This window comes from Caballeronia hypogeia, assembly GCF_001544875.2.
GTDB lineage: Bacteria > Pseudomonadota > Gammaproteobacteria > Burkholderiales > Burkholderiaceae > Caballeronia > Caballeronia hypogeia.
Map to the genome: position 1 here is coordinate 58,892 of NZ_FCOA02000033.1, position 21,911 is coordinate 80,802.

25 protein-coding genes are annotated in these 21,911 nt (G+C 62.4%); 15 read left to right on the forward strand and 10 right to left on the reverse strand.

All coding sequences use genetic code 11. The features are described 5' to 3' along the window. The first annotated feature begins 40 nt into the window (after positions 1 to 40). Genes AWB79_RS31770 through AWB79_RS31780 form a run of 3 tightly spaced genes read left to right on the forward strand, consistent with a single transcriptional unit; the run spans position 41 to position 1,082 of the window. Positions 41 to 574, forward strand: coding sequence for an isocitrate lyase/phosphoenolpyruvate mutase family protein (locus AWB79_RS31770; RefSeq protein WP_061171408.1), 534 nt, complete (start codon positions 41 to 43; stop codon positions 572 to 574). After that, positions 571 to 789, forward strand: coding sequence for a hypothetical protein (locus AWB79_RS31775; protein ID WP_061171409.1), 219 nt, complete (start codon positions 571 to 573; stop codon positions 787 to 789). The genes AWB79_RS31770 and AWB79_RS31775 overlap by 4 nt, the downstream gene beginning before the upstream one ends. 26 nt (positions 790 to 815) lie before the next feature. Further along, positions 816 to 1,082: a DUF1272 domain-containing protein gene (locus AWB79_RS31780; RefSeq protein ID WP_061171410.1), complete on the forward strand. Its 267-nt coding sequence runs from the start codon at positions 816 to 818 to the stop codon at positions 1,080 to 1,082. On the opposite strand, the gene AWB79_RS31785 is transcribed toward AWB79_RS31780, so the two are convergent. Further along, a complete protein-coding gene (locus AWB79_RS31785; RefSeq protein ID WP_061171411.1) occupies positions 1,073 to 1,969 on the reverse strand; it encodes a LysR substrate-binding domain-containing protein in 897 nt (298 codons plus the stop codon). The two genes, AWB79_RS31780 and AWB79_RS31785, sit on opposite strands and share 10 nt — an antisense overlap. Positions 1,970 to 2,203: 234 nt before the next feature. Between AWB79_RS31785 and AWB79_RS31790 the strand changes: the two genes are divergently transcribed. After that, positions 2,204 to 2,371, forward strand: a complete 168-nt coding sequence (locus tag AWB79_RS31790; protein WP_157695891.1) for a hypothetical protein — start codon at positions 2,204 to 2,206, stop codon at positions 2,369 to 2,371. Between the two features lie 112 nt (positions 2,372 to 2,483). After that, a complete protein-coding gene (locus tag AWB79_RS31795; RefSeq protein ID WP_061171413.1) occupies positions 2,484 to 3,101 on the forward strand; it encodes a dihydrofolate reductase family protein in 618 nt (205 codons plus the stop codon). A 3-nt stretch (positions 3,102 to 3,104) separates the two neighbouring features. Here AWB79_RS31795 and AWB79_RS31800 read toward each other — a convergent pair whose 3' ends face one another. Then, the gene (locus tag AWB79_RS31800; RefSeq protein WP_061171414.1) at positions 3,105 to 4,025 is read right to left on the reverse strand and encodes a LysR family transcriptional regulator; all 921 of its coding nucleotides are present in this window, start codon (positions 4,023 to 4,025) and stop codon (positions 3,105 to 3,107) included. Positions 4,026 to 4,171: 146 nt separating this feature from the next. Between AWB79_RS31800 and AWB79_RS31805 the strand changes: the two genes are divergently transcribed. Then, on the forward strand, positions 4,172 to 5,389 hold the full coding sequence (locus AWB79_RS31805; RefSeq protein WP_061171415.1) for an FAD-dependent monooxygenase: 1,218 nt from the start codon (positions 4,172 to 4,174) through the stop codon (positions 5,387 to 5,389). A gap of 55 nt (positions 5,390 to 5,444) precedes the next feature. Here the strand turns inward: AWB79_RS31805 and AWB79_RS31810 are convergent, their stop codons facing one another. The 6 genes from AWB79_RS31810 to AWB79_RS31835 all read right to left on the reverse strand — a co-directional run bounded on the left by AWB79_RS31810 (position 5,445) and on the right by AWB79_RS31835 (position 12,162). After that, on the reverse strand, positions 5,445 to 6,674 hold the full coding sequence (locus AWB79_RS31810; RefSeq protein WP_061171416.1) for a porin: 1,230 nt from the start codon (positions 6,672 to 6,674) through the stop codon (positions 5,445 to 5,447). Positions 6,675 to 6,726: 52 nt separating this feature from the next. Continuing rightward, complete coding sequence (locus AWB79_RS31815; RefSeq protein ID WP_061171417.1) at positions 6,727 to 8,073, reverse strand: MFS transporter; 1,347 nt, start codon at positions 8,071 to 8,073, stop codon at positions 6,727 to 6,729. 421 nt (positions 8,074 to 8,494) lie between these two features. After that, on the reverse strand, positions 8,495 to 9,694 hold the full coding sequence (locus tag AWB79_RS31820; RefSeq protein ID WP_061171418.1) for a benzoate/H(+) symporter BenE family transporter: 1,200 nt from the start codon (positions 9,692 to 9,694) through the stop codon (positions 8,495 to 8,497). 19 nt (positions 9,695 to 9,713) lie between these two features. Further along, the gene (catC, locus tag AWB79_RS31825; RefSeq protein ID WP_061171419.1) at positions 9,714 to 9,992 is read right to left on the reverse strand and encodes a muconolactone Delta-isomerase; all 279 of its coding nucleotides are present in this window, start codon (positions 9,990 to 9,992) and stop codon (positions 9,714 to 9,716) included. A gap of 9 nt (positions 9,993 to 10,001) precedes the next feature. Next, positions 10,002 to 11,132: a muconate/chloromuconate family cycloisomerase gene (locus tag AWB79_RS31830; protein WP_061171420.1), complete on the reverse strand. Its 1,131-nt coding sequence runs from the start codon at positions 11,130 to 11,132 to the stop codon at positions 10,002 to 10,004. A 106-nt stretch (positions 11,133 to 11,238) separates the two neighbouring features. After that, entirely contained in the window at positions 11,239 to 12,162 is a 924-nt protein-coding gene (locus AWB79_RS31835) for a LysR family transcriptional regulator (RefSeq protein ID WP_061171421.1), read from the reverse strand. A gap of 176 nt (positions 12,163 to 12,338) precedes the next feature. Here AWB79_RS31835 and catA point away from each other — a divergent pair, with 176 nt between their 5' ends. From catA to AWB79_RS31880, 9 genes are all read left to right on the forward strand, one after another. Beyond that, the gene (gene catA / locus AWB79_RS31840; RefSeq protein ID WP_061171422.1) at positions 12,339 to 13,274 is read left to right on the forward strand and encodes a catechol 1,2-dioxygenase; all 936 of its coding nucleotides are present in this window, start codon (positions 12,339 to 12,341) and stop codon (positions 13,272 to 13,274) included. A gap of 108 nt (positions 13,275 to 13,382) precedes the next feature. Further along, complete coding sequence (locus AWB79_RS31845) at positions 13,383 to 14,759, forward strand: Rieske 2Fe-2S domain-containing protein (protein WP_061171423.1); 1,377 nt, start codon at positions 13,383 to 13,385, stop codon at positions 14,757 to 14,759. Continuing rightward, positions 14,756 to 15,244 carry a benzoate 1,2-dioxygenase small subunit gene (gene benB, locus AWB79_RS31850; RefSeq protein ID WP_061171424.1) on the forward strand — a complete coding sequence of 163 codons (489 nt, stop codon included), beginning with the start codon at positions 14,756 to 14,758 and terminating at the stop codon, positions 15,242 to 15,244. Before AWB79_RS31845 ends, benB begins: the two co-directional genes overlap by 4 nt. 38 nt (positions 15,245 to 15,282) lie before the next feature. Continuing rightward, positions 15,283 to 16,305, forward strand: coding sequence for a benzoate 1,2-dioxygenase electron transfer component BenC (gene benC / locus AWB79_RS31855; RefSeq protein WP_061171438.1), 1,023 nt, complete (start codon positions 15,283 to 15,285; stop codon positions 16,303 to 16,305). Next, positions 16,302 to 17,078 carry a benzoate diol dehydrogenase BenD gene (gene benD / locus AWB79_RS31860; RefSeq protein ID WP_061171425.1) on the forward strand — a complete coding sequence of 259 codons (777 nt, stop codon included), beginning with the start codon at positions 16,302 to 16,304 and terminating at the stop codon, positions 17,076 to 17,078. Before benC ends, benD begins: the two co-directional genes overlap by 4 nt. An 89-nt stretch (positions 17,079 to 17,167) precedes the next feature. Next, entirely contained in the window at positions 17,168 to 17,566 is a 399-nt protein-coding gene (locus tag AWB79_RS31865; protein ID WP_061171439.1) for a RidA family protein, read from the forward strand. Between the two features lie 44 nt (positions 17,567 to 17,610). Beyond that, on the forward strand, positions 17,611 to 18,867 hold the full coding sequence (locus AWB79_RS31870) for a GTPase (RefSeq protein ID WP_061171426.1): 1,257 nt from the start codon (positions 17,611 to 17,613) through the stop codon (positions 18,865 to 18,867). Beyond that, positions 18,864 to 20,384, forward strand: coding sequence for a GTPase (locus AWB79_RS31875; RefSeq protein ID WP_061171427.1), 1,521 nt, complete (start codon positions 18,864 to 18,866; stop codon positions 20,382 to 20,384). The genes AWB79_RS31870 and AWB79_RS31875 overlap by 4 nt, the downstream gene beginning before the upstream one ends. A gap of 95 nt (positions 20,385 to 20,479) precedes the next feature. After that, positions 20,480 to 20,950 carry a VOC family protein gene (locus AWB79_RS31880; protein ID WP_061171428.1) on the forward strand — a complete coding sequence of 157 codons (471 nt, stop codon included), beginning with the start codon at positions 20,480 to 20,482 and terminating at the stop codon, positions 20,948 to 20,950. Between the two features lie 11 nt (positions 20,951 to 20,961). Here AWB79_RS31880 and AWB79_RS31885 read toward each other — a convergent pair whose 3' ends face one another. Together AWB79_RS31885 and AWB79_RS39795 are read right to left on the reverse strand one after the other, a co-directional pair. Then, complete coding sequence (locus AWB79_RS31885) at positions 20,962 to 21,408, reverse strand: SRPBCC family protein (protein WP_061171429.1); 447 nt, start codon at positions 21,406 to 21,408, stop codon at positions 20,962 to 20,964. 117 nt (positions 21,409 to 21,525) lie between these two features. After that, positions 21,526 to 21,723, reverse strand: a complete 198-nt coding sequence (locus AWB79_RS39795) for a hypothetical protein (protein WP_157695892.1) — start codon at positions 21,721 to 21,723, stop codon at positions 21,526 to 21,528. Positions 21,724 to 21,911: the final 188 nt, after the last annotated feature.

The window sequence follows — 21,911 nt, forward strand, 5'->3', positions numbered from 1 at the left end:
TTACTGGCGAAACAAATGAAGAACCTCGTCGAAACCTTCCGTGACTTGCACGACAAACACGACGCCGCTTCGTCTCGCCAACGCATGGGACGCGGGCATCAACATCGAGGACGGCACGGATGACCCTTCGCTGCTGGCGCAAAAGACCGGAGCGATCAAAGCCGCGCTCGCAAACGCGAAGCTCGATCTGTTCATCAACGCGCGCAGCGACGTGTTCCTCGCGAATCTCGCGGAGCCGCCGCATCGGGTCGAGGAATCGTTGCGGCGCGTGAGTCTCTGCGCCAACGCCGGAGCCGATGGCATGTTTCTGCCCGCGATCGTCGAACTGACGGATATCGAAGCCGTCGTGAAGGGCACGAGTTTGCCGCTCAACGTGATGGCGCGCACCGATCTCGCCGATGCCGATGCACTCGGCCGCGCGGGCGTGCGACGCCTGAGCGCGGGCTCCGGCATCGCGGAGGTCTTGTGGGGACACGCGAGCGCGCTCGCGCGGGACTTCCTCGCGCATGGCTCGGCGCGCTGGGGGCGATCACGCGCAACGTCGCCCCGGCGGTCATTTCGCATTACCACGTGAAGCCGGGCGGACTGGAAGACTACTACGAAGTGATCCTGGCGCAGAATATCGAACGCGGCGCGCGGCTTTCCGCCATCGATATTCAGACGCGCCGCATGACCGCCGATGTTTCGCTCATCAAGGCGCTCGGCGGCGGCTGGAATCGCAAGGACGGGCTGAATCCGGACGCGGACTGGCTGGCGTCGAATCAGCCTGCGAACGGCAACGCGAAATAACCCACATCGACAAAAAGGAGAACACCATGCTGCAACTTCGTCCCGGATGCGAATGCTGCGACAAAGACCTGCCGCCCGAATCCGCCGATGCGCTCATCTGCTCGTTCGAATGCACCTTCTGCCGCGATTGCTCGGACACGCTGTTGAAGGGCGTATGCCCGAACTGCGGCGGCGAACTGGTCGCGCGTCCGCGACGGCCCGTATCGAAACTGACGAAGTTCCCGCCATCGGCTGAACGCGTGTTCAACGCGGATTGCAAGGCGCTCCACGAAGCACACGGCGATCAGCGCTGACCGAGCTTCGACAAGGATTGCCGCAGCTTCGGAACCGCGAAGTCGATGAAGCGGCGCAGCTTGATCGGCATCTGCGCGCGCGACGCGTGAACGAGATGAACCGGGATGGTTCCCACCTCGAAATCCTGCAGCACGATTTCGAGCTCGTTCGCCTCCACGGCATCCGCGACGTGATACTCGAACAGATACACGAAGCCGACGCCGCGCTTGGCCGCGTGCGCGGCGGCGTCGGGCGTCGCGACGCGCAGGCGCGGCTTGATCGCGAGCGTGTTGAACGCATCCGTTCCGGGCACGCGAAAACGCCATCCCGGCGACAGCTTCGGCCCGCTGAACATGACGCACGGCAATTGCAAGAGATCTTCGGGCGTTTGCGGCGTGCCGCGCTCGGCGAGCAGCGCGGGGCTTGCACAGACCACGGTTCGCATGGAGCAGACCGGCGTCGCGATCATGCCGCTGTCGGGCAGCTTGCCGACGCGCACCGCGAGATCGACCTGCTCGCCGATCAGGTCCGCGTTGCGGTCGGATTGCAGTAACGTGATGTTGATCTCGGGATACAGCGCGAGAAATTCGAGAATCACGGGCAGCACGTGCAGCCGCCCGAACAGCACGGACGCGGTAATCACCAGTTCGCCGCGCGGCGCGATGAATTCGCCGACCGCCGCGCGCTCCTGCTCCTCCACCAGATCGAGAATGCGCCGCGCCGCCTCCACATAGGCGATGCCGGCGTCGGTCAGGGTCAGCTTGCGGGTCGAGCGCATCAGCAGTTGCGTGCCGAGCTGCTCTTCGAGATCGGTGATTTTTCGCGTGAGCGTCGGCACCGGAATGCCCATATCGCGCGCGGCGGCGGAGAAGCTTCCCTTCCCGATGGCGGCGAGCAGCAGGCTCATGGATTCAAGACGGTCCAAAGCTTCGTCCCGGTCTGATGGAGTGAATAGGCCACGCGGAGCAGACTGGCGTCACATTAGCATTCCCGCGATGGAAAAGCCCGGCCTGGCATGGCGCTCATGCCTCGAACAGAGGCCTGTTCTGGCGACTTCTCCCGACATTGATCCCGCGGCGCGGCATCCATACTGGTTGCCATGGTGTTTCGACAAATGCAATGCCGCACGGATGAGGTCAAAATGTCGTCGCTCGAATTTCTTGGTGCAGTGGCGCTCGTCGCCGTCATGTTTCTTTCACTGACGGCGCTGGTCGAGATCATGTTTCCCGGATTTCTTCCTAGCCCGCTCGCACGACGCAACGCGAATGCCGCGCGCGCTCGCAAGCCCGCCGAGCGAACAATTGTCTGATGTTTTGAAAGGCTTGCGGCCGCGCTAAAACGGCCGATGCTTCGCGTCGATTCCTCCGCGCTTCGTTCGTCGTCTATACGAACCGATACTGCCCATCGACCTGGAGAACATCATGCGCAAGCTCACCGTGTCTGCTTTCATCAGTCTGGATGGCGTGATTCAAGCCCCCGGCGGTCCGGATGAAGATCGTGACGGCAGTTTCGCTTTCGGCGGCTGGACCGTTCCTTATGCCGATGAAGCCATCGGCGCACACGTGCACGGGCTGCTCTCGCAGCCGTTCGAATTGCTGCTCGGGCGTCGCACCTACGACATTTTCGCGTCGTACTGGCCGAACGTGCCGGCCGATTCGCACAGCAGCGCCATCGCCGACAAGTTCAACGCCGTGGCCAAGCACGTCGCCACGCATCGCGGCGACGACCTCCGCTGGCATAACAGCCACGCGCTGAACGGCGAACTTGCCGGCGCGGTGCGTGCCCTCACGCATCAGGACGGAGCCGATCTCGTGACCTTCGGCAGCGCCGACATGGCGCGCCAGTTGCTCGCCGCCGGACTGATCGACGAGCTTTGCCTGCTGACCTATCCGGTCATCCTCGGCCGCGGCCGACGCCTGTTCGACGACGACGCACGCCCTTCGGCCTTCACGCTCGCGCACTCGGCCGTCACGCCCGGCGGCGTCGTGATCGCGCGCTACGTGCGCCATGGCGACGTGCGTACCGGATCATTCGAATAAGCCTCACCTTCGTCCGGAGGGCGCCTCCGCGAACAAGCCGATCACCACATCGCGCAGCCATCGATTGGCTTCGTCGTGCTGCACGCGTTCGTGCCACAACAGATGTATCGGCGCGGCGGGAACCTTCACCGGCAGCGGACACACGCTGAGCGAAAACGGCTCGACGAGTTGCAGCGCGAGCCGCTCCGGAACCGTCGCGATCAGATCGGTGCGTTGCAGGATATGCCCCACGCTCATGAAGTGCGGCACCGTCAGCCGAACCTTTCTGCGCACGCTGTTCTTCCTGAGCCAGTCATCCACGTTGCGGTGCCCCGTACCCGCCGCGACAACCACCAGATGTTCCGCCTCGCGCCACGCCGCGAGCGTGAGCGGCGCGTGTTCGAGGGCATGGCCGCGCCGCATCAGACACACATAACGCTGATCGAACAGACGCCGTTGATAGAAGCCGCCCTTCAGTTGCGGCAGCAATCCGATGGCGAGGTCGACGCGGCCATCGGCCATCTCGTCGCCTAGATTGACGCTCGTGTCGCGCACCGTGTTCAGCGTCAATCCGGGCGCCTCACGCGACAGACGCTCCAGCAGCGCGGGCAGAAACACCACTTCGCCGATATCCGTCATGCCGATTGTCACCGTGCGCGCAGCGCGCAGCGGATCGAAACCGGTGACGGGATTGAGCGCCGCATGCAAGGTGGCGAGCGCCTGCGACACCGGCTCGGCCAGCCGAAGCGCGAACGGCGTCGGCACGATGCCGCCCGGACCGCGCACGAACAGTGGATCGCCGAGCCGGCGGCGCAGCTTCGCGAGCGCGTTGCTCACGCCGGGCTGACTCATCTGCATTTTTTCGGCGACAGCGGACACACGTCGCTCCTGCAACAGCCGATGAAAAAGCAGCAGCAGGTTCAGATCGATATCGCTCAGTTCCATCGCCCGGCCTCATTGATTTCAGTGATGTCGATGATTCTCGCCATTTTATTGCCGAATATGAGCGCCCTGCCGAGAATGAAGTCACACCGCGATTCGCTATTCAGCGAAAGCGCGCGGCGGACAACACATGGATCGGAGACGAAGTCATGAAGCAGACGGATTTGAAAATCGCCATCGTGGGCGCGGGCATCGGCGGCCTCACGCTGGCGCTCGCATTGCGCGAGCACGGCATCGACGCGCACATCTACGAGCAGACCGACGAACTGCGCGAAGTGGGCGCGGCAGTCGCGCTGTCGTCGAACGCGACGCGGTTCTATGAACGCATGGGATTGCGCGATGCCTTCGCGGACGTGTGCGCGGAGGTTCCGGGCCTCGTCTATCGCGACGGACGCAGCGGCGCGGTGATCGGGCATCATCGTGGCGCGCCCAGTTATCGCGAGCAGTTCGGCGGTTCCTACTGGGGGATTCATCGCGCGGATCTGCAGGCGGTTTTATCGAAGGCGGTGGGCCTCGAACACATCAGTCTCAGTCATCGGATGGTCGATCTCTCGCAACACGCAGACCGCGTGAGCCTCACGTTCGATAACGGCCGAACGATCGAAGCCGATCTGGTCATCGGCGCCGATGGCGCGCGCTCCGTCACGCGGCGCTGGATGCTCGGCTACGACGACGTGCTGTATTCGGGCTGCTCGGGATTTCGCGGCGTGGTGCCCGCCGACCGCATGGATCTGCTGCCGGACCCGGAGACGATCCAGTTCTGGGTCGGGCCGGGCGGCCATCTGCTGCACTATCCGATCGGCAGCGAGGGCGACCAGAACTTCCTGCTGGTCGAGCGTCATCCGTCGCCGTGGCCGTCGCGCGAATGGACCATGCCCGCGAGCGAGGGCGAGCAACTGCGCCTGTTCAAGGACTGGCATCCGGCTGTCGTGCAGATGATCACGGCGGTGCCCATCAGTCAGCGCTGGGGCCTGTTTCATCGTCCGCCGCTCGGGCGCTGGAGCAAAGGACGCGTGACGCTGATCGGCGATGCCGCTCACGCGCTCGTGCCGCATCACGGTCAGGGCGCGAATCAGTCGATAGAAGATGCCGTGGTGCTGGCCGCGCAACTCGCGAAAGCGGGGCCGGGCAACTGGCGCGAAGCGCAGGAAGCGTATGAGCGTCTGCGCCGTGGCCGCACGCGCAAGGTGCAATATGCATCGATCACGACCGCCGACGTGCTGCATCTGCCCGATGGTCACGCCGCGCAGGAACGCAACGCGCGGCTCGGCGATCGCGAGAAGGTAATGCATCACCTGGACTGGATTCACGACTTCGATGCGCTCTCGCAAGAGCCCAACCATCGGCAAGGCGGCACCTGGTTGTAAACGGCGAAGCGCGGTCAGGTTTCGAAACCCGGCCGCGCTTCACTCCCACATCGAATCAGAACTTGTGCCGCAAGCCGATGCGCACGCCAACCTGATTGTCCGTCGCCGAAGCCGTGAAGCCGCTGATGTTCGCAACCGCCTCCTGTCCCAGCGAATCGCGCCCCGTCGCGCGCTGAAGCACGGTCAGAACGTAGGCATCGGTGCGCTTGGAAAGCAGGTAGTCCATGCCGAGGTCGACCTGCATGTACTTCGCGCCGCCATCGCCCTTCACGGAACTGCGTTGCGTGTAGTCGAACGCGGCGCCCGCCAGCAAGCCCGGCGTGATGAAGTACCGCACGCCAAGCTCCGCGCTGTTGAAGGTCGCGTTGCCCGTGTAGCCGAGCGGGTTCGGGCCGGATGCCGAGCCCATTCCCTGGAAGCGCGTGTTCGTCGCCACCGCGCTGATCGCCGCCGCGCCGATCGTGTAAGACGCGCCCACGCCGATGATCTGCAACGTGTTCGCCGACGCAAAACCGGCGTACGCGGGCAACACCTGAGGCGTCGTCGCGGAACCGAACGAGCCGATGTTGTTCGCCGTCGCCAGCCCTTTGTTGGGCGTGTTGCCGTAGAACGAGACATTCGGATTGCGCGCGTTGAGATAACCGGCGCCCACGCTGAACGCACCGCCCGAATACGACGCGCCGAGCGACCAGATCTGATTCTGCGTCGCATTGCCCGCGACGCCGCCGAGACTGTAAAGCGCCTCTGCCCTCAGACCCGCGAGCGGCGTGAGCGCGACCTTGATCGAGTTGTTGATGCGGTTCGTGTTGCTCAGATTATCGACATCGCCGACATGCGACGACATGTAGCCGCCCCAGTTCCCCGACGCCGCGAACTGCTGGACGGTATCGACCAGCGGGTCATACTGACGGCCCAATGTCACCGTCGCAACCCTGGACGACGAGAGTCCCACATAGGCCTGTCGGCCGAACTCCGCGCCGCCTTGCGCGAGCGAACCGGTGTTGGCCATGAAGCCGTTTTCCAGCACGAACAGCGCTTGCAGGCCGCCACCGAGGTCTTCGGTGCCGCGCAGGCCCCAGCGGCTGCCGGAAAGGCCGGTCGCGTGCCCGTCGCTCATCGCGATCTGGCTTTTGCCGTTCAGCTCTCCTCCGCTGCGGCCCGTCTGCGCGCTGTTCAGATACGTGATGCCGAGATCGACCAGTCCATAAAGCGTCACGCTGCTCTGCGCATGCGCGGTCGAAACGCAGGCCACGCCGAGGCCCACCGATAAACACTTTCTAAGCACGTAAAGTCTCCTTGTTATTCAACGACGAATCTTGTTGTCCAGCGATGTGTTCTTAAGCGGGATCGGCCTGGCCCGCGGGATCGGCTACACGATCCTGCGGCGCGCGACGCACCTTGATGAAGCAGACAGCCAGCATCGCGATGACGCCAGGCACCGCGATCGCGATGAAGTTCTGCTGCAGCGGCAACGCGCGGCTCACGAGAAGCCCGATCACGATGGGCGCGAGGATCGCGCCGCTGCGTCCCACGCCCGACGCCCAGCCGATGCCGGTCGAACGCACCGCGGTCGGATAGAACTGGCCGGCGAACGCATAGGTGACGATCTGCGTTCCGATCGTCGACGCTCCGGCGAGACCGACGAGCAGGAACAGCACGCCGGTGGGAACCTTCACGCCAAGGAGGCTGATGGAGACCGCCGCGAGCCCATACATCGCGATCAGCACATAGCGGATGTTGAAGCGATCCGAGAGCCAGCCGCCGCCGATCGCGCCGATCATCGCGCCGAAATTGAGGACGAGCACGAACGTGAGCGCCGAGCCGAGGCTGTAGCCTGCGCTCGCCATCAGCTTGGTCAGCCACGAGCTCAGCGCGTAGACCATGAAAAGGCACATGAAGAACGCGACCCACAGCATCACCGTGCCGAGGCCGCGGCCGTCGGCGAACAGCTGGCGGATCGGCGAGCCGCTTGCCGCGCCCTTGTCGGACAGCGAGAACCTGTCGTCCTGGCGAGGGACGTATGCGGGATCGATACCCGGCAGGATCTTCTTCAGGCTGTCGGCCCGTTCGTTGCGCACGAGAAAGGCGAGCGACTCGGGCATGAGCTTCCAGATCACCGGCGCGAGGAGCGCGGGAATGCCGGCCGCGAGAAACACCGACTGCCAGCCGTAGCGCTCGATCATCGCCTTGCCGACCAGCGCCGCCAGCATGCCGCCGACCGAATAGCCGCTGAACATGAGCGTGACCATGGTGCTGCGAATCCTGCGCGGCGAGTATTCGGTCATCTGCGCGACGACGTTCGGCATCACGCCGCCGATACCCAGGCCCGCGAGCAGACGCGCGATGCCGAACATGACCGGATGGCTCGTCAATCCGGCGGCGGCGGTGAACACGCTGAAGAGCAGCAGACAGATGACGATGGCGGGCACACGGCCGATGCGGTCCGCGATCGTTCCGAGAAACACCGCGCCGAGCATCATGCCGAGCAAGGCCGAACTCACCATGAAGCCGGCGCTCGTCGGCGCCACGCCCATGTCGTGCATGATCGAGGGGAGCGCGATTCCGACGACGGCGAGATCGTATCCGTCGAAGATGATGATGAGCGCGCACCAGAACAGCAGCAAGAGATGGAATTTCCTGAAGCGTGCTTCATCGATTAACTTCTGAACGTCTATCTGACGCATGGTGTCTCCTGTTTTTAAGGACTTGAATCACAAAGGCAATGCGAACTGGTCGAGCGCTGGTCGCGGCAATCAATCTTGTTGCTTCGAATTACTAAGTATTCGCCGAATACTCGATCGCTCACAGCGGGCTCGTTTTTCGGGGACGAGTTCGCCCTCCTCGCTTTCGCAGCAAGGCGCTTCCAACCGAAGCGCGCGTTAGTCAGCGCGCAGCCGGCGAACTTCGGTCAACGTGGAAATGCGAGAAACAGACGACTTGAAATGACGGACAGCAAGGCTGCGGTGTGACGGTGTCTCCGTCCGCGTTCGCTTTGCGCGGCGATATCGTTATTTGATTGTTGGCTCAGAATAGGCGAGCAGCCTGAACATCGTCCAATACCGATTGAGTGTCGCTCCATACCTCTTGGGAATAGAGTCGCCGAACTCACTCCGGCCGATGCTTTTTCCGCGAAAGGACGATGTACGCCAGCGTCCCGAAGACGATGCCCCAGAACGCCGAACCGAGGCCCATGAAGCTCATGCCGGAGGCCGTCGATACGAACGTGATGATGGAGGCTTCGCGATGCTCTTCGTCGTGTATGAGTCCCGCGACGTTCGCCGTGATCGCGCCGAGCAGCGCGAGGCCCGCGAGCACCGCGACGAAACCATTCGGCAACGCCGCGAACAGCATCACGACCGTTCCCGCGAACGTGCCGCCGATCAGATAGAACACGCCATTCGCGATACCCGAGATGTATCGCATCGAAGGATCGCGATGTGAGTCCGGACCCGTGCACAACGCCGCGGTGATCGCCGCAATCACGATGGTGATGCCGCCGGTCAGCGCGACCGCGATCGAGGCGAGGCCGGTCGTCACGAGAACGGGGCGCGTCGGGGTGTTGTAACCGGAGACCCGCAGAATTGCGAAGCCGGGAAGGAATTGACCGGTGAGACTCACGATCACGAGCGGCAACGCGAGACTGATCGTCGATTGCCAGGTGAAGGTGGGTATCGTCAGCACGGGATGCGTGATCTGCAGACTGACCGCGCCGAGCTTCGTCAGTCCGAGGCCCGTTGCGATGGCGCATCCCAGCGCAAGCACGAGCAGCAGACTGTAGCGCGGAGCCAGACGACGAAAAACGATATAGCCCGCGAGCATGCCCAAAGCAAGCACGGGATTGATGGCGACGGACTTGAATGCGTTCGTGCCGAACTGAAACAGGATGCCCGCCATCATGCCGCAGGCGATGCCATGCGGAATGCGTTTGACGATGCGATCGAACAGGCCGGTGACGCCAAGTATCAGCATGACGAGCCCGGCGCTGATGTATGCGCCAATCGCTTCGCTGATCGGCATGCCGGGAAACATCGTGACCAGCAGCGCCGTTCCCGGCGCGGACCACGCCGTGATGATCGGCTGCTTGAGCCACCAGCTCAGGAACAGACCGGAAACGCCCGCGCCGATCGAAATCGACCAGACCCACGAGGCAATGACATCGTTGCCCGCATGAGCCGTACGCGCCGCCTGAAAGAGAATCGCGAGCGGCCCCGAGTACGAGATGACGACGGCGAGCAGGCCTGCCGTGATCGCCGACACGGACCAGCTTGCCTTAATGCGCGCGACCGCTACATTCTCCGGCTTCATGAAAGCGCTCGCTCGCGCGTCAGCGAATCGAAGACGGATGACGCGCGAGCGCCGTGACCTTCATCGTCATGTAGGGGAACAGCGGCAGGCCGCTGAGAATCGTGTGCAATTCGTCGTGCGAGTCGACATCGAACACGCTGTAGTTCGCATATTCGCCCACCACGCGATGAAGCTGCTGCCACTTGCCCTGACGTTGCAAGTCCTGCGAATACGCCTTCTCACGCGCCTTGATTTCCTCGGCCTTGTCGGCGGGCATGTCGTGCGGCAGATGAACATCCATTCGTACGAGATAGAGCATGTCGATTCCTCAATGAGTTTGTTTGTCGCGGCGATAGAAAGCGAGCTTTTCTTCGTCGATGGCGAGACCCAGTCCGGGGCCTTCGGGAAGATGCAGATCGAAATCCCGATACTGCGGCCGCGCGGTCACGATGTCATCCTTCAGCAGCAACGGGCCGAACAGCTCCGTGCCCCATGCAAGCTGCGGCAACGCGCTGAAACCATGCGCCGACGCGATCGAGCCGATACTGCCTTCGAGCATCGTGCCGCCGTAAAGCGCGATGCCGGCCGCATCCGCCACGGCGGCGGTGCGCATCATGCCGTAGATGCCGCCCGACTTCGCGATCTTCAGTGCGAAGACATCGGCGCAGGCGCCTCGCGCCAGTTCCAGTGCGTCTTCGGGGCCCGTCACCGCTTCGTCGGCCATGATCGGCACGATGAAGCGCGCCGCGAGTCGCGCGAGCGCGCCACGCTGCTCACGCGGCGTCGGCTGCTCGATCAGGTCGATGCCGCCTGCTTCGAGCGCGGCGATGCCGACAGCGGCGTCCGCTTCGCTCCATGCCTGATTCACGTCCACGGTCACCTTCGCGCGGTCGCCGAGCGCCTTCTTGATGGCGGCCACGTGCGCCACGTCTTCGCGCACGCTGCGCCGGCCGATCTTGAGCTTGAAGGTATTGTGCCGGCGCTCGGCCAGCAGCATCTCGGCTTCTTCGATGTCGCGCTTCGTGTCGCCGCTCGCGAGCGTCCACAGCACCGGCAGCGTGGCGCGCGCCGCGCCGCCCAAAAGCGTCGCGACCGGAACGCCGAGCCGTTTGCCCTGCGCATCGAGCAAGGCGGTTTCGAGCGCGCTCTTGGCGAAGCGGTTGCCGCGCGCCACCTTGTTGAGCCGGGCCATCGCCGCGTTGATGTTGGTCGCATCCTGCCCGATGAGCGCCGGCGCGAGATAGGTATCGATGGTCAGCTTGATGCCTTCGGGGCTCTCTTCACCATAGGAAAGGCCGCCGATGGTGGTGGCCTCGCCGATACCTTCGATGCCGTCGTCCGAGCGCAGGCGAATGATGGTCAGGGTTTGCTGCTGCATCGTCGCCATCGCTAGCTGATGCGCACGAATGGTCGGAAGATCGACCAGGATCGCTTCGACGGAGGTGATTTTGGCGTTCATTACTAGACCGATGGGAGTGGATAGGGTTGCCAAAGTATTGCCTGCGTCTACAACTCGTGTCCAAGACCATCGATGTCTAGTGCCATACCCCCGAGGTATGAGGAGGCTAATGTTCCTCTTCGGGCCGGGGTGTGTGCTGAATTTTCTCCTCTTCGTAGAGGCGATAGATCAGTTCCAGCATTTCGCGGATATCGCGCGATTCGTCCAGCATGCGCGTGCTCATGATGATGGGCGAGACCAGGGTCGGATCGTCGAGGTCCTTGTAGCTCACGTCTTCCCGCTTGAGTCCGTGCACGCTGCTCGGGACGATGGAAATGCCCTCGCCGGCCGCGACCAGCCCCAGCGCAATCTGGATTTCCCGGACTTCATATACCTTGCGAGGCTTCAGGCCGCGATCCTGAAATGCCGCGAGAACCTGATCCGCGTAGCTCGGGCGCGGCGTCTTCGGATAGACGATCAGCGTTTCGTTGACGAGATCGCGCAACGCCGAAACCGGCTTCGACAGCGCGAGCGGATGGCCGAGCGGAAACGCCACGATCATCTTTTCCTCGCGCAAAACCACGCGCCGGATATTCGCGTCTTCCAGACGAATGCGCCCGAAGCCCACGTCAATGCGTCCGTCCTTGAGCGCCCTGATCTGGTCGGTCGTCGACATTTCGTGCAGACTCAGTTCGACCGTCGGATTCTCGTCGCGAAAGCGCCGGATGATCTTGGGCAGAAGCCCATATAAAGTCGAAGCGACGAAACCCACCGACATGCTGCGTTCGATATTTCCCACGCGCCGCGTCATCGATTCGAGTTCCGAGGTCTGCGCGAGCAGTTGCACCGCGTGCGAATAGAAGAACTTGCCCGTCTCCGTGAGCTTCAGCGGACGCGAGTTTCTTTCGAAGAGCTGCACGCCCAGCGACTCTTCGAGCTGCTGGATCTGCCGGCTGAGCGGCGGTTGTGCGATATGAAGCCGCTGCGCTGCGCGCGTGAAATTGCGTTCCTCTGCCACCGCCACGAAATAGCGGAGATGCCGCAGCTCCATCTCAATACCTCCTGGATATAGCCCAATACTAAATCAGTGTTGGACTGGGCCGTTTATGGCCATTATTCTGCATTCACGCTCTGTTTCAAGGCCCGATTATACCTTCCGAGCATATCCGGACCGGCCTGAAACAAGGGTTAACCCCACCAAAGATATAGAGAGCCAGGAGCAGACAAATGAGCGTCAAAGTGTTCGATTCGAAGGAAGCGCAGGACCTTCTGAAGGCCGCTGCCAACCTCGGTAGCCAGGACGGCAATGCTCGCGCGAAAGAGATCACGCATCGCTTGCTGGGCGACTTGTTCAAGGCCATCGACGACCTCGACATGACGCCCGATGAAATCTGGGCCGGCGTCAACTATTTCAACAAGCTGGGTCAGGACGGCGAAGCGGCGTTGCTCGCCGCAGGCCTGGGCCTCGAGAAGTTTCTCGACATCCGCATGGATGCCGCGGACCGCGAAGCCGATATCCACGGCGGCACGCCGCGCACGATCGAAGGCCCGCTGTATGTCGCGGGCGCACCGGTGCGCGACGGCGTCTCGAAGATCGACCTCGACGCCGACGCCGATGCAGGTCCGCTCGTGATTCGCGGCAAGGTCACGGGCCCGGATGGCAAGCCGGTCGCGAATGCGCTCGTCGAATGCTGGCACGCGAACTCGAAGGGCTTCTACTCGCACTTCGACCCGACCGCCGCGCAAAGCGAATTCAACCTGCGCGGCGCGGTCAAGACCGGCGCGGACGGCGTGTACGAGTTCCGCACGCTCATGCCGGTGGGCTACGGCTGCCCGCCGCATGGCGCGACGCAGCAGTTGCTGAACACGCTCGCGCGTCATGGCAACCGTCCGGCGCACGTGCACTTCTTCGTGACGAGCGACAATCATCGCAAGCTGACGACGCAGATCAACATCGAAGGCGATCCGCTGATCTGGGACGACTTCGCCTACGCGACTCGCGAAGAACTCGTGCCGCATGTGGTCGAAAAGACCGGCGGCAATGCGCTCGGCATGAAGACCGACGCGTACAAGGAAATCGAGTTCGATATCCAGCTCACGACGCTGGTCCAGGGCAAGGATAACCAGCTCGTCAACCGGTTGCGCGTCGCAGTCAACGCGTAAATCGAACGATGCGGCGGAGCATGATGCGCTCGCCGCTCCATTCTCCGCACAAATCATTCGATACCGATGCAACTCTCCGCACGCCGGAGCGCATTGGGGGGAGCACTCATGTCCGCCATTCTCGACAAGTCCGCGCAGCTTAACGAGTTGCTGGAAACCGCGGTGCAAGACGACAAGGAAAACGGCGTCTTCCGTTGCCGCCGCGATATCTTCACCAACGCCGATCTGTATGAACTCGAGATGAAGCACATCTTCGAGAGCAACTGGGTCTACCTGGCGCACGAAAGCCAGATACCCAACAACAACGATTACTACACGACGTATATCGGCCGCCAGCCGATCGTCGTGACCCGCGACAAGACGGGCGAACTGAACGCCGTCATCAATGCCTGCGCACACAAGGGCGCGATGCTGTGCCGCCGCAAGCATGGCAACAAAGGCAGCTTCACCTGCCCGTTCCACGGCTGGACCTTCTCGAACACCGGCAAGCTGCTCAAGGTGAAGGACGAGAAGACGACCGAATATCCGGTGCAATTCAACAAGCAGGGTTCGCACGATCTGCGCAAGGTCGCGCGCTTTCAGAGCTATCGCGGCTTCCTGTTCGGCAGTCTGAACGCCGATGTCCAGCCGCTCGAGGATTATCTCGGCGAGACCAGGCTCATCATCGACCAGATCGTGGATCAGGCGCCGAACGGTCTCGAAGTGCTGCGCGGCAACTCGTCGTATATCTACGACGGCAACTGGAAGATGCAGATGGAAAACGGTTGCGACGGCTATCACGTCAGCACCGTGCACTGGAACTACGCCGCGACGATGGGCCGCCGCAAAGTGGAAGGCACCAAGGCAGTCGATGCGAATAGCTGGAGCAAGTCGGTAGCGGGCGTGTACGGCTTCGAACATGGCCACATTCTTCTGTGGACCAAGACGATGAATCCGGAAGTGCGCCCCGTCTATGAGCATCGTGAGGAAATCAAGGCGCGCGTCGGTGACGTGCAGGCCGATTACATCGTCAACCAGACGCGCAATCTGTGCCTTTACCCGAACGTCTTCCTGATGGATCAGTTCAGCACGCAGATTCGCGTGGTGCGCCCGATCTCCGTCGACAAGACCGAAGTCAGCATCTTCTGCTTCGCGCCCAAGGGCGAAAGCGCGGAGGATCGTACGACGCGCATCCGTCAGTACGAGGACTTCTTCAATGTGTCGGGCATGGGCACGAGCGACGACCTCGAAGAGTTCCGCGCGTGCCAGGCAGGCTACGGTGGCACGGCCACGGCTTGGAACGATCTCTCGCGCGGCGCGCCGCTGTGGGTGCACGGCCCCGACGAGAACGCGAAGAACATGGGCATCAAGCCGCTCATCTCGGGAGAGCGCAGCGAGGACGAAGGCCTCTTCGTGGTCCAGCACGAATACTGGGTGAACGTGATGCGCGACGCCCTGCGGAAGGAACAAGCGGAACAGGCGGAACAAGCGGAGGCACAGTCATGAGCTTCGATTACCAAAAAATCTGCGCGACGCTCTATCAGGAAGCGCGCTTTCTCGATGACCGCCAATGGGACGAGTGGCTCGCCTGCTATACCGAGGACGTCACGTACTGGATGCCGGCGTGGGACGACGACGACAAGCTCACCGATGACCACCAGAGCCAGATCTCGCTGATGTTTTACCCGGATCGCGGCGGCCTGGAAGATCGCGTGTTCCGCATCAAGACCGAGCGCAGCGGCGCGTCGATGCCCGAACCGCGCACGAATCACAACGTGACCAACGTGGAAGTGCTGGCCGAGCGCGAGAACGAAATCGACGTGCGCTACAACTTCAACACGCTCAGCCATCGCTATAAGGTCACCGACCAGTTCTTCGGCACCATGTACGTCACCTTTCGCAAGGTCGACGACCGCTTGCTGATCTGCCACAAGAAGATCGCGCTGAAGAACGACTACATCCGCCAGGTCCTCGACGTCTATCACGTCTGATGCCCGCCGCAGGAACGAGACACGAAGTAGGAGGCAACATGTCCAGCTACAACATTGCACTGAATTTCGAAGACGGCGTGACGCGCTTCGTCGAATGCAAGGCCGGCGAGAAGGTTCTCGACGCCGCCTTCCGCGCCAAAATCAATCTGCCGATGGATTGCTCCGACGGCGTGTGCGGCACCTGCAAGTGCCGCGCCGAAAGCGGCAGCTACGATCTCGGCGACGATTACATCGAAGACGCGCTGAGCGACGACGAGAAAGAGCACGGTCTCGTGCTCACCTGCCAGATGGTGCCGCAAAGCGATTGCGTGATCGCCGTCCCGGCTTCGTCGACGGCGTGCAAGACGGAGCAGGTCAAGTTCGCCGCGACCGTCACGAAGATCGAGGCGCACAAGGACGCCGCAGTCGTGCTCGAACTCGATGTCGATTCGCACGCGCCGGTCTTCCTGCCCGGCCAGTACGTGAACATCGACGTACCGGGCAGCGGCAAACATCGCTCGTATTCGTTCTCGTCCGCGCCGGGTGAATCGAAGATCAGCTTCCTCATCAAGAAGATTCCCGGCGGCGTGATGAGCACGTGGCTCGAAGCCGCCGAGGCCGGTCACAAGGTCGAGCTCACCGGGCCGCTCGGCAGCTTCTATCTGCGCGCGGTCGAACGCCCGGTGCTGTTCCTTGCGGGCGGCACGGGACTCGCGCCGTTCCTCTCCATGCTGGAAGTGCTCGCGCGCACCAACGCGCAGCAGAAGGTGCACCTGATCTACGGCGTGACGCGCGATCTCGACCTCGTGCTCGTCGAAGCGATCGAAGCGTACAAGGCCAAGCTGCCGAACTTTACTTTCGACACGGTCGTGGCGGATACCGCGTCGGATCATCCGCGCAAGGGCTGGGTGACGCAGCACATGCCCGCAGAGTCGCTCAACGACGGCGATGTCGATGTCTATCTCTGCGGCCCGCCGCCGATGGTCGATGCGGTCCGTCAATACTTCGACGATAACGGCGTGAAGCCCAACAGCTTCCACTATGAGAAGTTCACGCCCAACGCCGCGCCGGTGACTGCATGAGCGCGCAACGTTTCCACGGCAAGGTGATGGTCGTCACCGGAGCCGCGCAGGGAATCGGCCGCAGCGTGGCGCTGCGCGCCGCCGCCGAAGGCGCGAAGGTGCTGTTCGTCGATCGCGCGGATTTCGTCGCGGAAGTCGCGGCGGAAGCGCAAGGCGCGGATACCGCAGGCTTCGTCGCCGATCTCGAGACGTACGAGGGCGCGAAGTCGGCGATCGACTTCGCGGCGCAAAGATTCGGCGGCGTCGATATTCTCATCAACGGCGTGGGCGGCGCGATCCGCATGCGTCCGTTCGGCGAGTTCGAGCCCGCGCAGATCGACGCGGAAATCCGCCGCTCGCTAATGCCCACGCTCTACGCGTGCCATGCGGTTCTGCCGCATCTGCTCGCGCGTGGCGGCGGCACGATCGTCAATGTGTCGTCGAATGCGACGCGCGGAATTCGACGCGTGCCCTATTCCGCCGCCAAAGGCGGAGTCAACGCGATCACGCAGTCGCTCGCGATGGAATACGCCGAGCACAATATTCGCGTCGTCGCCACCGCGCCGGGCGGAACCAACGCGCCGCCGCGACGCGTTCCGCGCAACGCCGCCGGCGACAGCGAGCAGGAGAAGGCATGGATGAACGAAGCGGTGCAGCAAGTGACCGGCTCCACGTTCATGAAGCGCTATGGAAGCATCGACGAACAAGTCGCGCCGATCCTGTTTCTCGCGTCGGATGAGGCCGGATACATCACCGGCACGGTGTTGCCGGTCGCGGGCGGCGACACGGGTTGAAGCTGTATCGAAGAACGCTTTATCTGAAGCTGCATCGGTGAATTCGCCGTTGCGGCTTTCGTCACTTGAACGATATGGAGGAGCATGCAATGAGCGATCGACAAGCCATCATTCCCAAGGGCATGGAAGCGGTCTACGAGAAGATTCGCTATGCGCCAGGCGTCAAGGTCGGCAATACGATTTATGTGTCAGGCCAGATCGGCCGCGATTCAAACATGCAACTGGTCGAAGAACGCGAAGCACAGATCGTGCAGGCGTTCGAGAATCTGAAGCTCGTGCTCGAAGCCGGCGGCGGTTCGTTGCGCGATGTCGTCGACCTGACGACGTTTCATACCGACATGCGCGACCTGCCCCTGTTCATGAAGGTACGGGATCGCTATCTGAACACCGATCCGCTACCCGCGTGGACCGCGATTGGCGCGCATATGCTCGGCGGCGCGGCGGGCTATATCATCGAGATCAAGGCCGTGGCGGTGCTGCCAGCGTAAGGCGCATGCATCCATCCAGATACCGAAGAATACGAGGCAAAGACGTGTCGTCAGAGATTCGCGAGCAGGCAGCCAGAAAAGTGATCGAAGTGCTTCCCCATCGCGCGCATGATCTGGCGCGGCTCGAAGCGTCGCGCAATGGCAATCCGCCCGTGGTGACGGTCATCGGCAAATACAACCACGGCAAGAGCCGGTTGCTGAACGAGTTGATCGGCGCGGAGACCTTCTCTGTCGCCGACCGCCGCGAGACCGTGCGACTTTCGGATACCGTGCATCAAGGCGTGCGCTGGCTCGACGCGCCCGGTCTCGATGCCGACGTCGGCACCGAGGACGACCGTCATGCGCTGCACGCGGCGTGGCTGGCGTCGGATATCCGTCTCTTCGTGCATGCCGCGAAGGAAGGCGAACTGGACGCGAAGGAACTGGCGTTGCTGGCCGAACTGCGCGCGGATGGCGAGAGAACGCAACGGCAAACGTTCTTCGTGCTGTCTCAGATAGACCAGTTGGCCGACGAAGCCGAACTGCATCGCGTGAGCGATGCGATTCGTGCGCAAGTGCCGGACGTCATGCTCAACGCTGTTTCGTCCACGCGTCATCGCAAAGGCGTTGAGGAAGGCAAGAATCTGCTTCTCGAACGCAGCGGCATGCCTGCGCTGCGTGCGGCGCTCGACACGGCGCTATCACGCGTGCCCCATGCCCGGGCGTATGAGACGGGGCTACTGCTACGCGAAACCAACGAAGAACTGCATCGACTGCGGGCCGAAAACCAGCAGACGCTCGAAGGCTTGCGCCAGACGCAAAAGCATCAGAGACAAGCGTTCGATGACGGCCTGAAAGCCGTCATCGAAAAAGTCAGCGTGGACATCGAGACGATGCTGAACGCGCTCGGTGCAGATCACGCTATCGTTCCCGACACCGCGAAAGACGCATACGGCATCACCGCAGGCAAGCGGGAACGCGCGCATATTCAGATCGCTTATTCGAAGGCGTGTATTCAGATCGACGGCTTTCTCGCGGGACAAGGCGTGATCGGCTTGCCGCGCGAGCAGCACACGGTCGCGCGCAGTCTGAACACGGTGATGATCGCCGTCATGGGCGTGTCGGTGAAGTTTCGCAAGGATCTGCGCCGCATGTTTTGCGACGCCCAGGGACGCGAACGCATGCAGCAAGCGTTCACGCACTATTACGAGTTGTCGGATGACCGCAAGGCGCTGGCGTCGCAGATCGCAAATGCCGAAGCAGCGCTTGCATCCTTGCAAGGCGCGGCGGTCGCAATGGCTACGCTGGAAGAGACAGCATGAAGTCCGACGTAAGCAACGAGCAGCACTTTCTCGCCGAAGTCGACGCGTTCCAGTTCATCGCGCGCGACATGGAACACATCATCGATTCTCTGGAGAACTGGCTCGCGCGCCTGAGATCGGAATTGCAGGCGCATCCGTTGACCTTCGCGGGGCTCGACGCGAACAGCGCGCTCGCGTACGAGGCGCAGGCCGTCAATCACTTGCTGCAGGACAGCGCGCAGGCGTGGCAACGGCAATGGTCCGATCTCGAACCCGCACAGGCCCTGGCCGGTTCCTTCGACGACAAGGCGTTGCTTCTCGTCTTCGGCAAGTTCAATGCAGGCAAGAGCTCATTCTGCAATTTTCTCGCAGAGCGATTCGCCGCTCACGGCAAGACGGTCGAGTACTTTCATGTCGATGCGGGCCGTATCGTGGAGACGTCGGAGCCATTCGCGGAAGGCGTCACCGAGACAACCGCGCGGTTGCAAGGCGTGCGTCTCGGCAGCAAGCTGGTGCTGCTGGATACGCCGGGCTTGCACTCGGTATCGCCCGAGAACGCCGCGCTCACGCAACGCTTCACCGAGAGCGCCGATGGCGTCCTGTGGCTGACCAGCTCCACCGCACCCGGCCAGGTGCAGGAACTCGATGAGCTCGGCCGCGAGTTGCATCGGAACAAGCCGCTGCTGCCCGTCATCACGCGCAGCGACGTGTTCGACGAGGACGAAGTCGATGGTGAAATCCGCAAGGTCCTTCGCAACAAGAGCGAGCAGAATCGCGCGCAACAACAAGCCGACGTCAAGGCTCGCGCGCTCGAAAAACTCACGGCGATGAACGTGCCCGCCGCGCTGCTGAAGCCGCCCGTTTCGGTATCGACTTATACGGCGCGCGATCGGGGACAATCGCGGGCCGCTTTAAGCGAGGCAGGTTTCGAGGCGCTTTACGCGGCGCTTCTGGGCATTCTCGAACCGACGCTCGCGTATAAGCGCAGAAAGCTCGCGGAAACGCTTCTGCATCATCTCGAAGAGCGCGTGCTCGGTACGCTGTGCTGCGAAGTGCTGCCCTTGCTGGCCGAACTGGACGTGTCCTTGCAAAGCGCGCCGGATGCGCTCGAACAACAGCAGAGACACATCGAGAACGGAGTCTGGAGAACGGTCGCGCCAACGCTGCCGGCGTTGCTCGACACTCACGCCGCCAACGGGAACATGAAGGCGATCCGCGAAACGCTGGGCGCTTCCGTGCTCGAAGCATTCAGCCGCGAGACGGCGAGCCGGTTGTCCGATTACACCGTCGAAGCAGATCCGCTGCTCGCGCGAATCGACTTCGATGACCCGGTCGAAATCGACTATCAGGGACTGTACTCCGCGCTGGGGGAAGCCATACGCGAAAGCGTGCTGCGTTTGTCCGCGCATGTGGGCAAGCAGTGCCGCGCCTCGATCCGAGATCTCAACGCGCGCTCGCAGCAACTGCAACGCGCCGTGCGCGTGTACGAGCAGGAGTTGCTCGATTTGAAGGGTCGCGTGAGAGCGTCATCCGCCTGAATCGCCCGAGCTGCAAACGGATTTCGCTTGCATTTCCGGCCGATTGTTTCGATGCTGGACGAGTCCTCCCCGACACCACAACCCGGAGAACTCACATGACCGATGCCTACCGCAGCAAAGGCCTGTCCAGCGCGCTTTCCTACCAGGATCCGAAGGCAGCCTTTCGCTGGCTCGAAACCGCGTTCGGCTTCGAGCCGCTGTTCGTCATTCTCGATGCGGACGGCAATCTCGCCCACTCCGAGATGACCTACGGGAACTCCGTCGTCATGATCGGCAGCGAATGGAGCGAAGACCATAAAAGTCCGCGCTCGGTCAGCGGCAAGAACACGCAGTCCGTGCATGTTCAGCTCGCCGAGGGCGAGGACGTCGACGCCCATTGCGAGCACGCACGCGCCGCGGGCGCAACGATCCTGATGGAGCCGCAAACGCAGTTCTACGGCGACCGTACCTATCGCGCGAAAGACCCCGAGGGCCATATCTGGACCTTCGGCGTCACCGTGCAAAGGATGACGTCCGAGCAGTGGGACAAGGCAAGCGGACTCACCACGCGAACGCGGCTCGACTAAAGCGCTCCGGATCAATCGGGGATTTCGGGTTCGACCAGTCTTCCCAGTTGAATCAGCGATTCCTGCCAGCCGAGATAGCACATCTCCACCGGGATCGCTTCGGGTATGCCCGCCTGCACGATCGTCAGCTCGGTGCCGCACGACACCTTGCGCAACGTGACGGTGATGTGCATTTCGCCGGGCAGATTCGGATCGTCGAAGCGGTCCGTATAGCGGATCTTCTCGAAGGGCACCAGTTCGAGGTACTCGCCGCCGAACGAGTGACCGTTGCCCGTGCCGAAGTTGCGGAACGACATCTTGTGCGTTCCGCCCACGCGCGCTTCCATCTGATGGACCTGACACGTGCAGCCATAGGGCGGAAGCCACTTCGCGATCGCATCGGGTTCGAGGAAGGCGCGATAGATGCGCTCGGGCGTCGCGCGCAGGACGCGGTGAAGATTGACGGTGCCGGTAGTCATGTTTGGCTCACCTCGGGTTGAAGAGTCTCGACATACTCCCACGACGAAGCATCACCGCAGCAATCGACATGAATCGTGCTCAGGGAAAACCCGACAAGCATCGCGCCCGGCAGATGCTCACGCATGGCGCGCGCCAATGATCGGATCAATAAAAGAATATTGACGATTCGTTTGACGGTCGAATACTGTGGGGTGCGGCGCCTGCATACATCGCCTGATTTTCAGTCGGCTGACGAATATCGCGCAGCAAGTGCCGAAATCACCACAAACAGATGAACGAAGGAGCCCGGCTTCACGCGTCACATCCAGCGTCATTTCGATCAAGTCGACACAAGGAACGTCAAATGAAGACTGTCTTGTCCGTACGCTTCGCATTCCAGGCTGCCGTTGCAGTCTCCGCGTTCACGTTCGCCCTCTCGGCGAAACCGGCCGAGCCGATCAAGATCACGCTGGCCAACTGGGCCGACACGCAAGCGGTCGTGTACACCGCGAAATACGTGCTC

What these genes read in the sequence shown, in the direction of transcription:
- AWB79_RS31805 (WP_061171415.1), top strand. Translation starts at nt 4,172, where the DNA reads ATGAAGCAGACGGATTTGAAAATCGCCATCGTGGGCGCGGGCATCGGC.
- AWB79_RS31815 (WP_061171417.1), bottom strand. Translation starts at nt 8,073, where the DNA reads ATGCGTCAGATAGACGTTCAGAAGTTAATCGATGAAGCACGCTTCAGG.
- benD (WP_061171425.1), top strand. Translation starts at nt 16,302, where the DNA reads ATGAGCGCGCAACGTTTCCACGGCAAGGTGATGGTCGTCACCGGAGCC.
- AWB79_RS31845 (WP_061171423.1), top strand. Translation starts at nt 13,383, where the DNA reads ATGTCCGCCATTCTCGACAAGTCCGCGCAGCTTAACGAGTTGCTGGAA.
- AWB79_RS31880 (WP_061171428.1), top strand. Translation starts at nt 20,480, where the DNA reads ATGACCGATGCCTACCGCAGCAAAGGCCTGTCCAGCGCGCTTTCCTAC.
- catA (WP_061171422.1), top strand. Translation starts at nt 12,339, where the DNA reads ATGAGCGTCAAAGTGTTCGATTCGAAGGAAGCGCAGGACCTTCTGAAG.
- benB (WP_061171424.1), top strand. Translation starts at nt 14,756, where the DNA reads ATGAGCTTCGATTACCAAAAAATCTGCGCGACGCTCTATCAGGAAGCG.
- AWB79_RS31790 (WP_157695891.1), top strand. Translation starts at nt 2,204, where the DNA reads ATGTCGTCGCTCGAATTTCTTGGTGCAGTGGCGCTCGTCGCCGTCATG.
- AWB79_RS31885 (WP_061171429.1), bottom strand. Translation starts at nt 21,408, where the DNA reads ATGACTACCGGCACCGTCAATCTTCACCGCGTCCTGCGCGCGACGCCC.
- AWB79_RS39795 (WP_157695892.1), bottom strand. Translation starts at nt 21,723, where the DNA reads ATGACGCTGGATGTGACGCGTGAAGCCGGGCTCCTTCGTTCATCTGTT.
- AWB79_RS31780 (WP_061171410.1), top strand. Translation starts at nt 816, where the DNA reads ATGCTGCAACTTCGTCCCGGATGCGAATGCTGCGACAAAGACCTGCCG.
- AWB79_RS31835 (WP_061171421.1), bottom strand. Translation starts at nt 12,162, where the DNA reads ATGGAGCTGCGGCATCTCCGCTATTTCGTGGCGGTGGCAGAGGAACGC.
- AWB79_RS31800 (WP_061171414.1), bottom strand. Translation starts at nt 4,025, where the DNA reads ATGGAACTGAGCGATATCGATCTGAACCTGCTGCTGCTTTTTCATCGG.
- benC (WP_061171438.1), top strand. Translation starts at nt 15,283, where the DNA reads ATGTCCAGCTACAACATTGCACTGAATTTCGAAGACGGCGTGACGCGC.
- AWB79_RS31795 (WP_061171413.1), top strand. Translation starts at nt 2,484, where the DNA reads ATGCGCAAGCTCACCGTGTCTGCTTTCATCAGTCTGGATGGCGTGATT.
- catC (WP_061171419.1), bottom strand. Translation starts at nt 9,992, where the DNA reads ATGCTCTATCTCGTACGAATGGATGTTCATCTGCCGCACGACATGCCC.
- AWB79_RS31820 (WP_061171418.1), bottom strand. Translation starts at nt 9,694, where the DNA reads ATGAAGCCGGAGAATGTAGCGGTCGCGCGCATTAAGGCAAGCTGGTCC.
- AWB79_RS31875 (WP_061171427.1), top strand. Translation starts at nt 18,864, where the DNA reads ATGAAGTCCGACGTAAGCAACGAGCAGCACTTTCTCGCCGAAGTCGAC.
- AWB79_RS31830 (WP_061171420.1), bottom strand. Translation starts at nt 11,132, where the DNA reads ATGAACGCCAAAATCACCTCCGTCGAAGCGATCCTGGTCGATCTTCCG.
- AWB79_RS31785 (WP_061171411.1), bottom strand. Translation starts at nt 1,969, where the DNA reads ATGAGCCTGCTGCTCGCCGCCATCGGGAAGGGAAGCTTCTCCGCCGCC.
- AWB79_RS31865 (WP_061171439.1), top strand. Translation starts at nt 17,168, where the DNA reads ATGAGCGATCGACAAGCCATCATTCCCAAGGGCATGGAAGCGGTCTAC.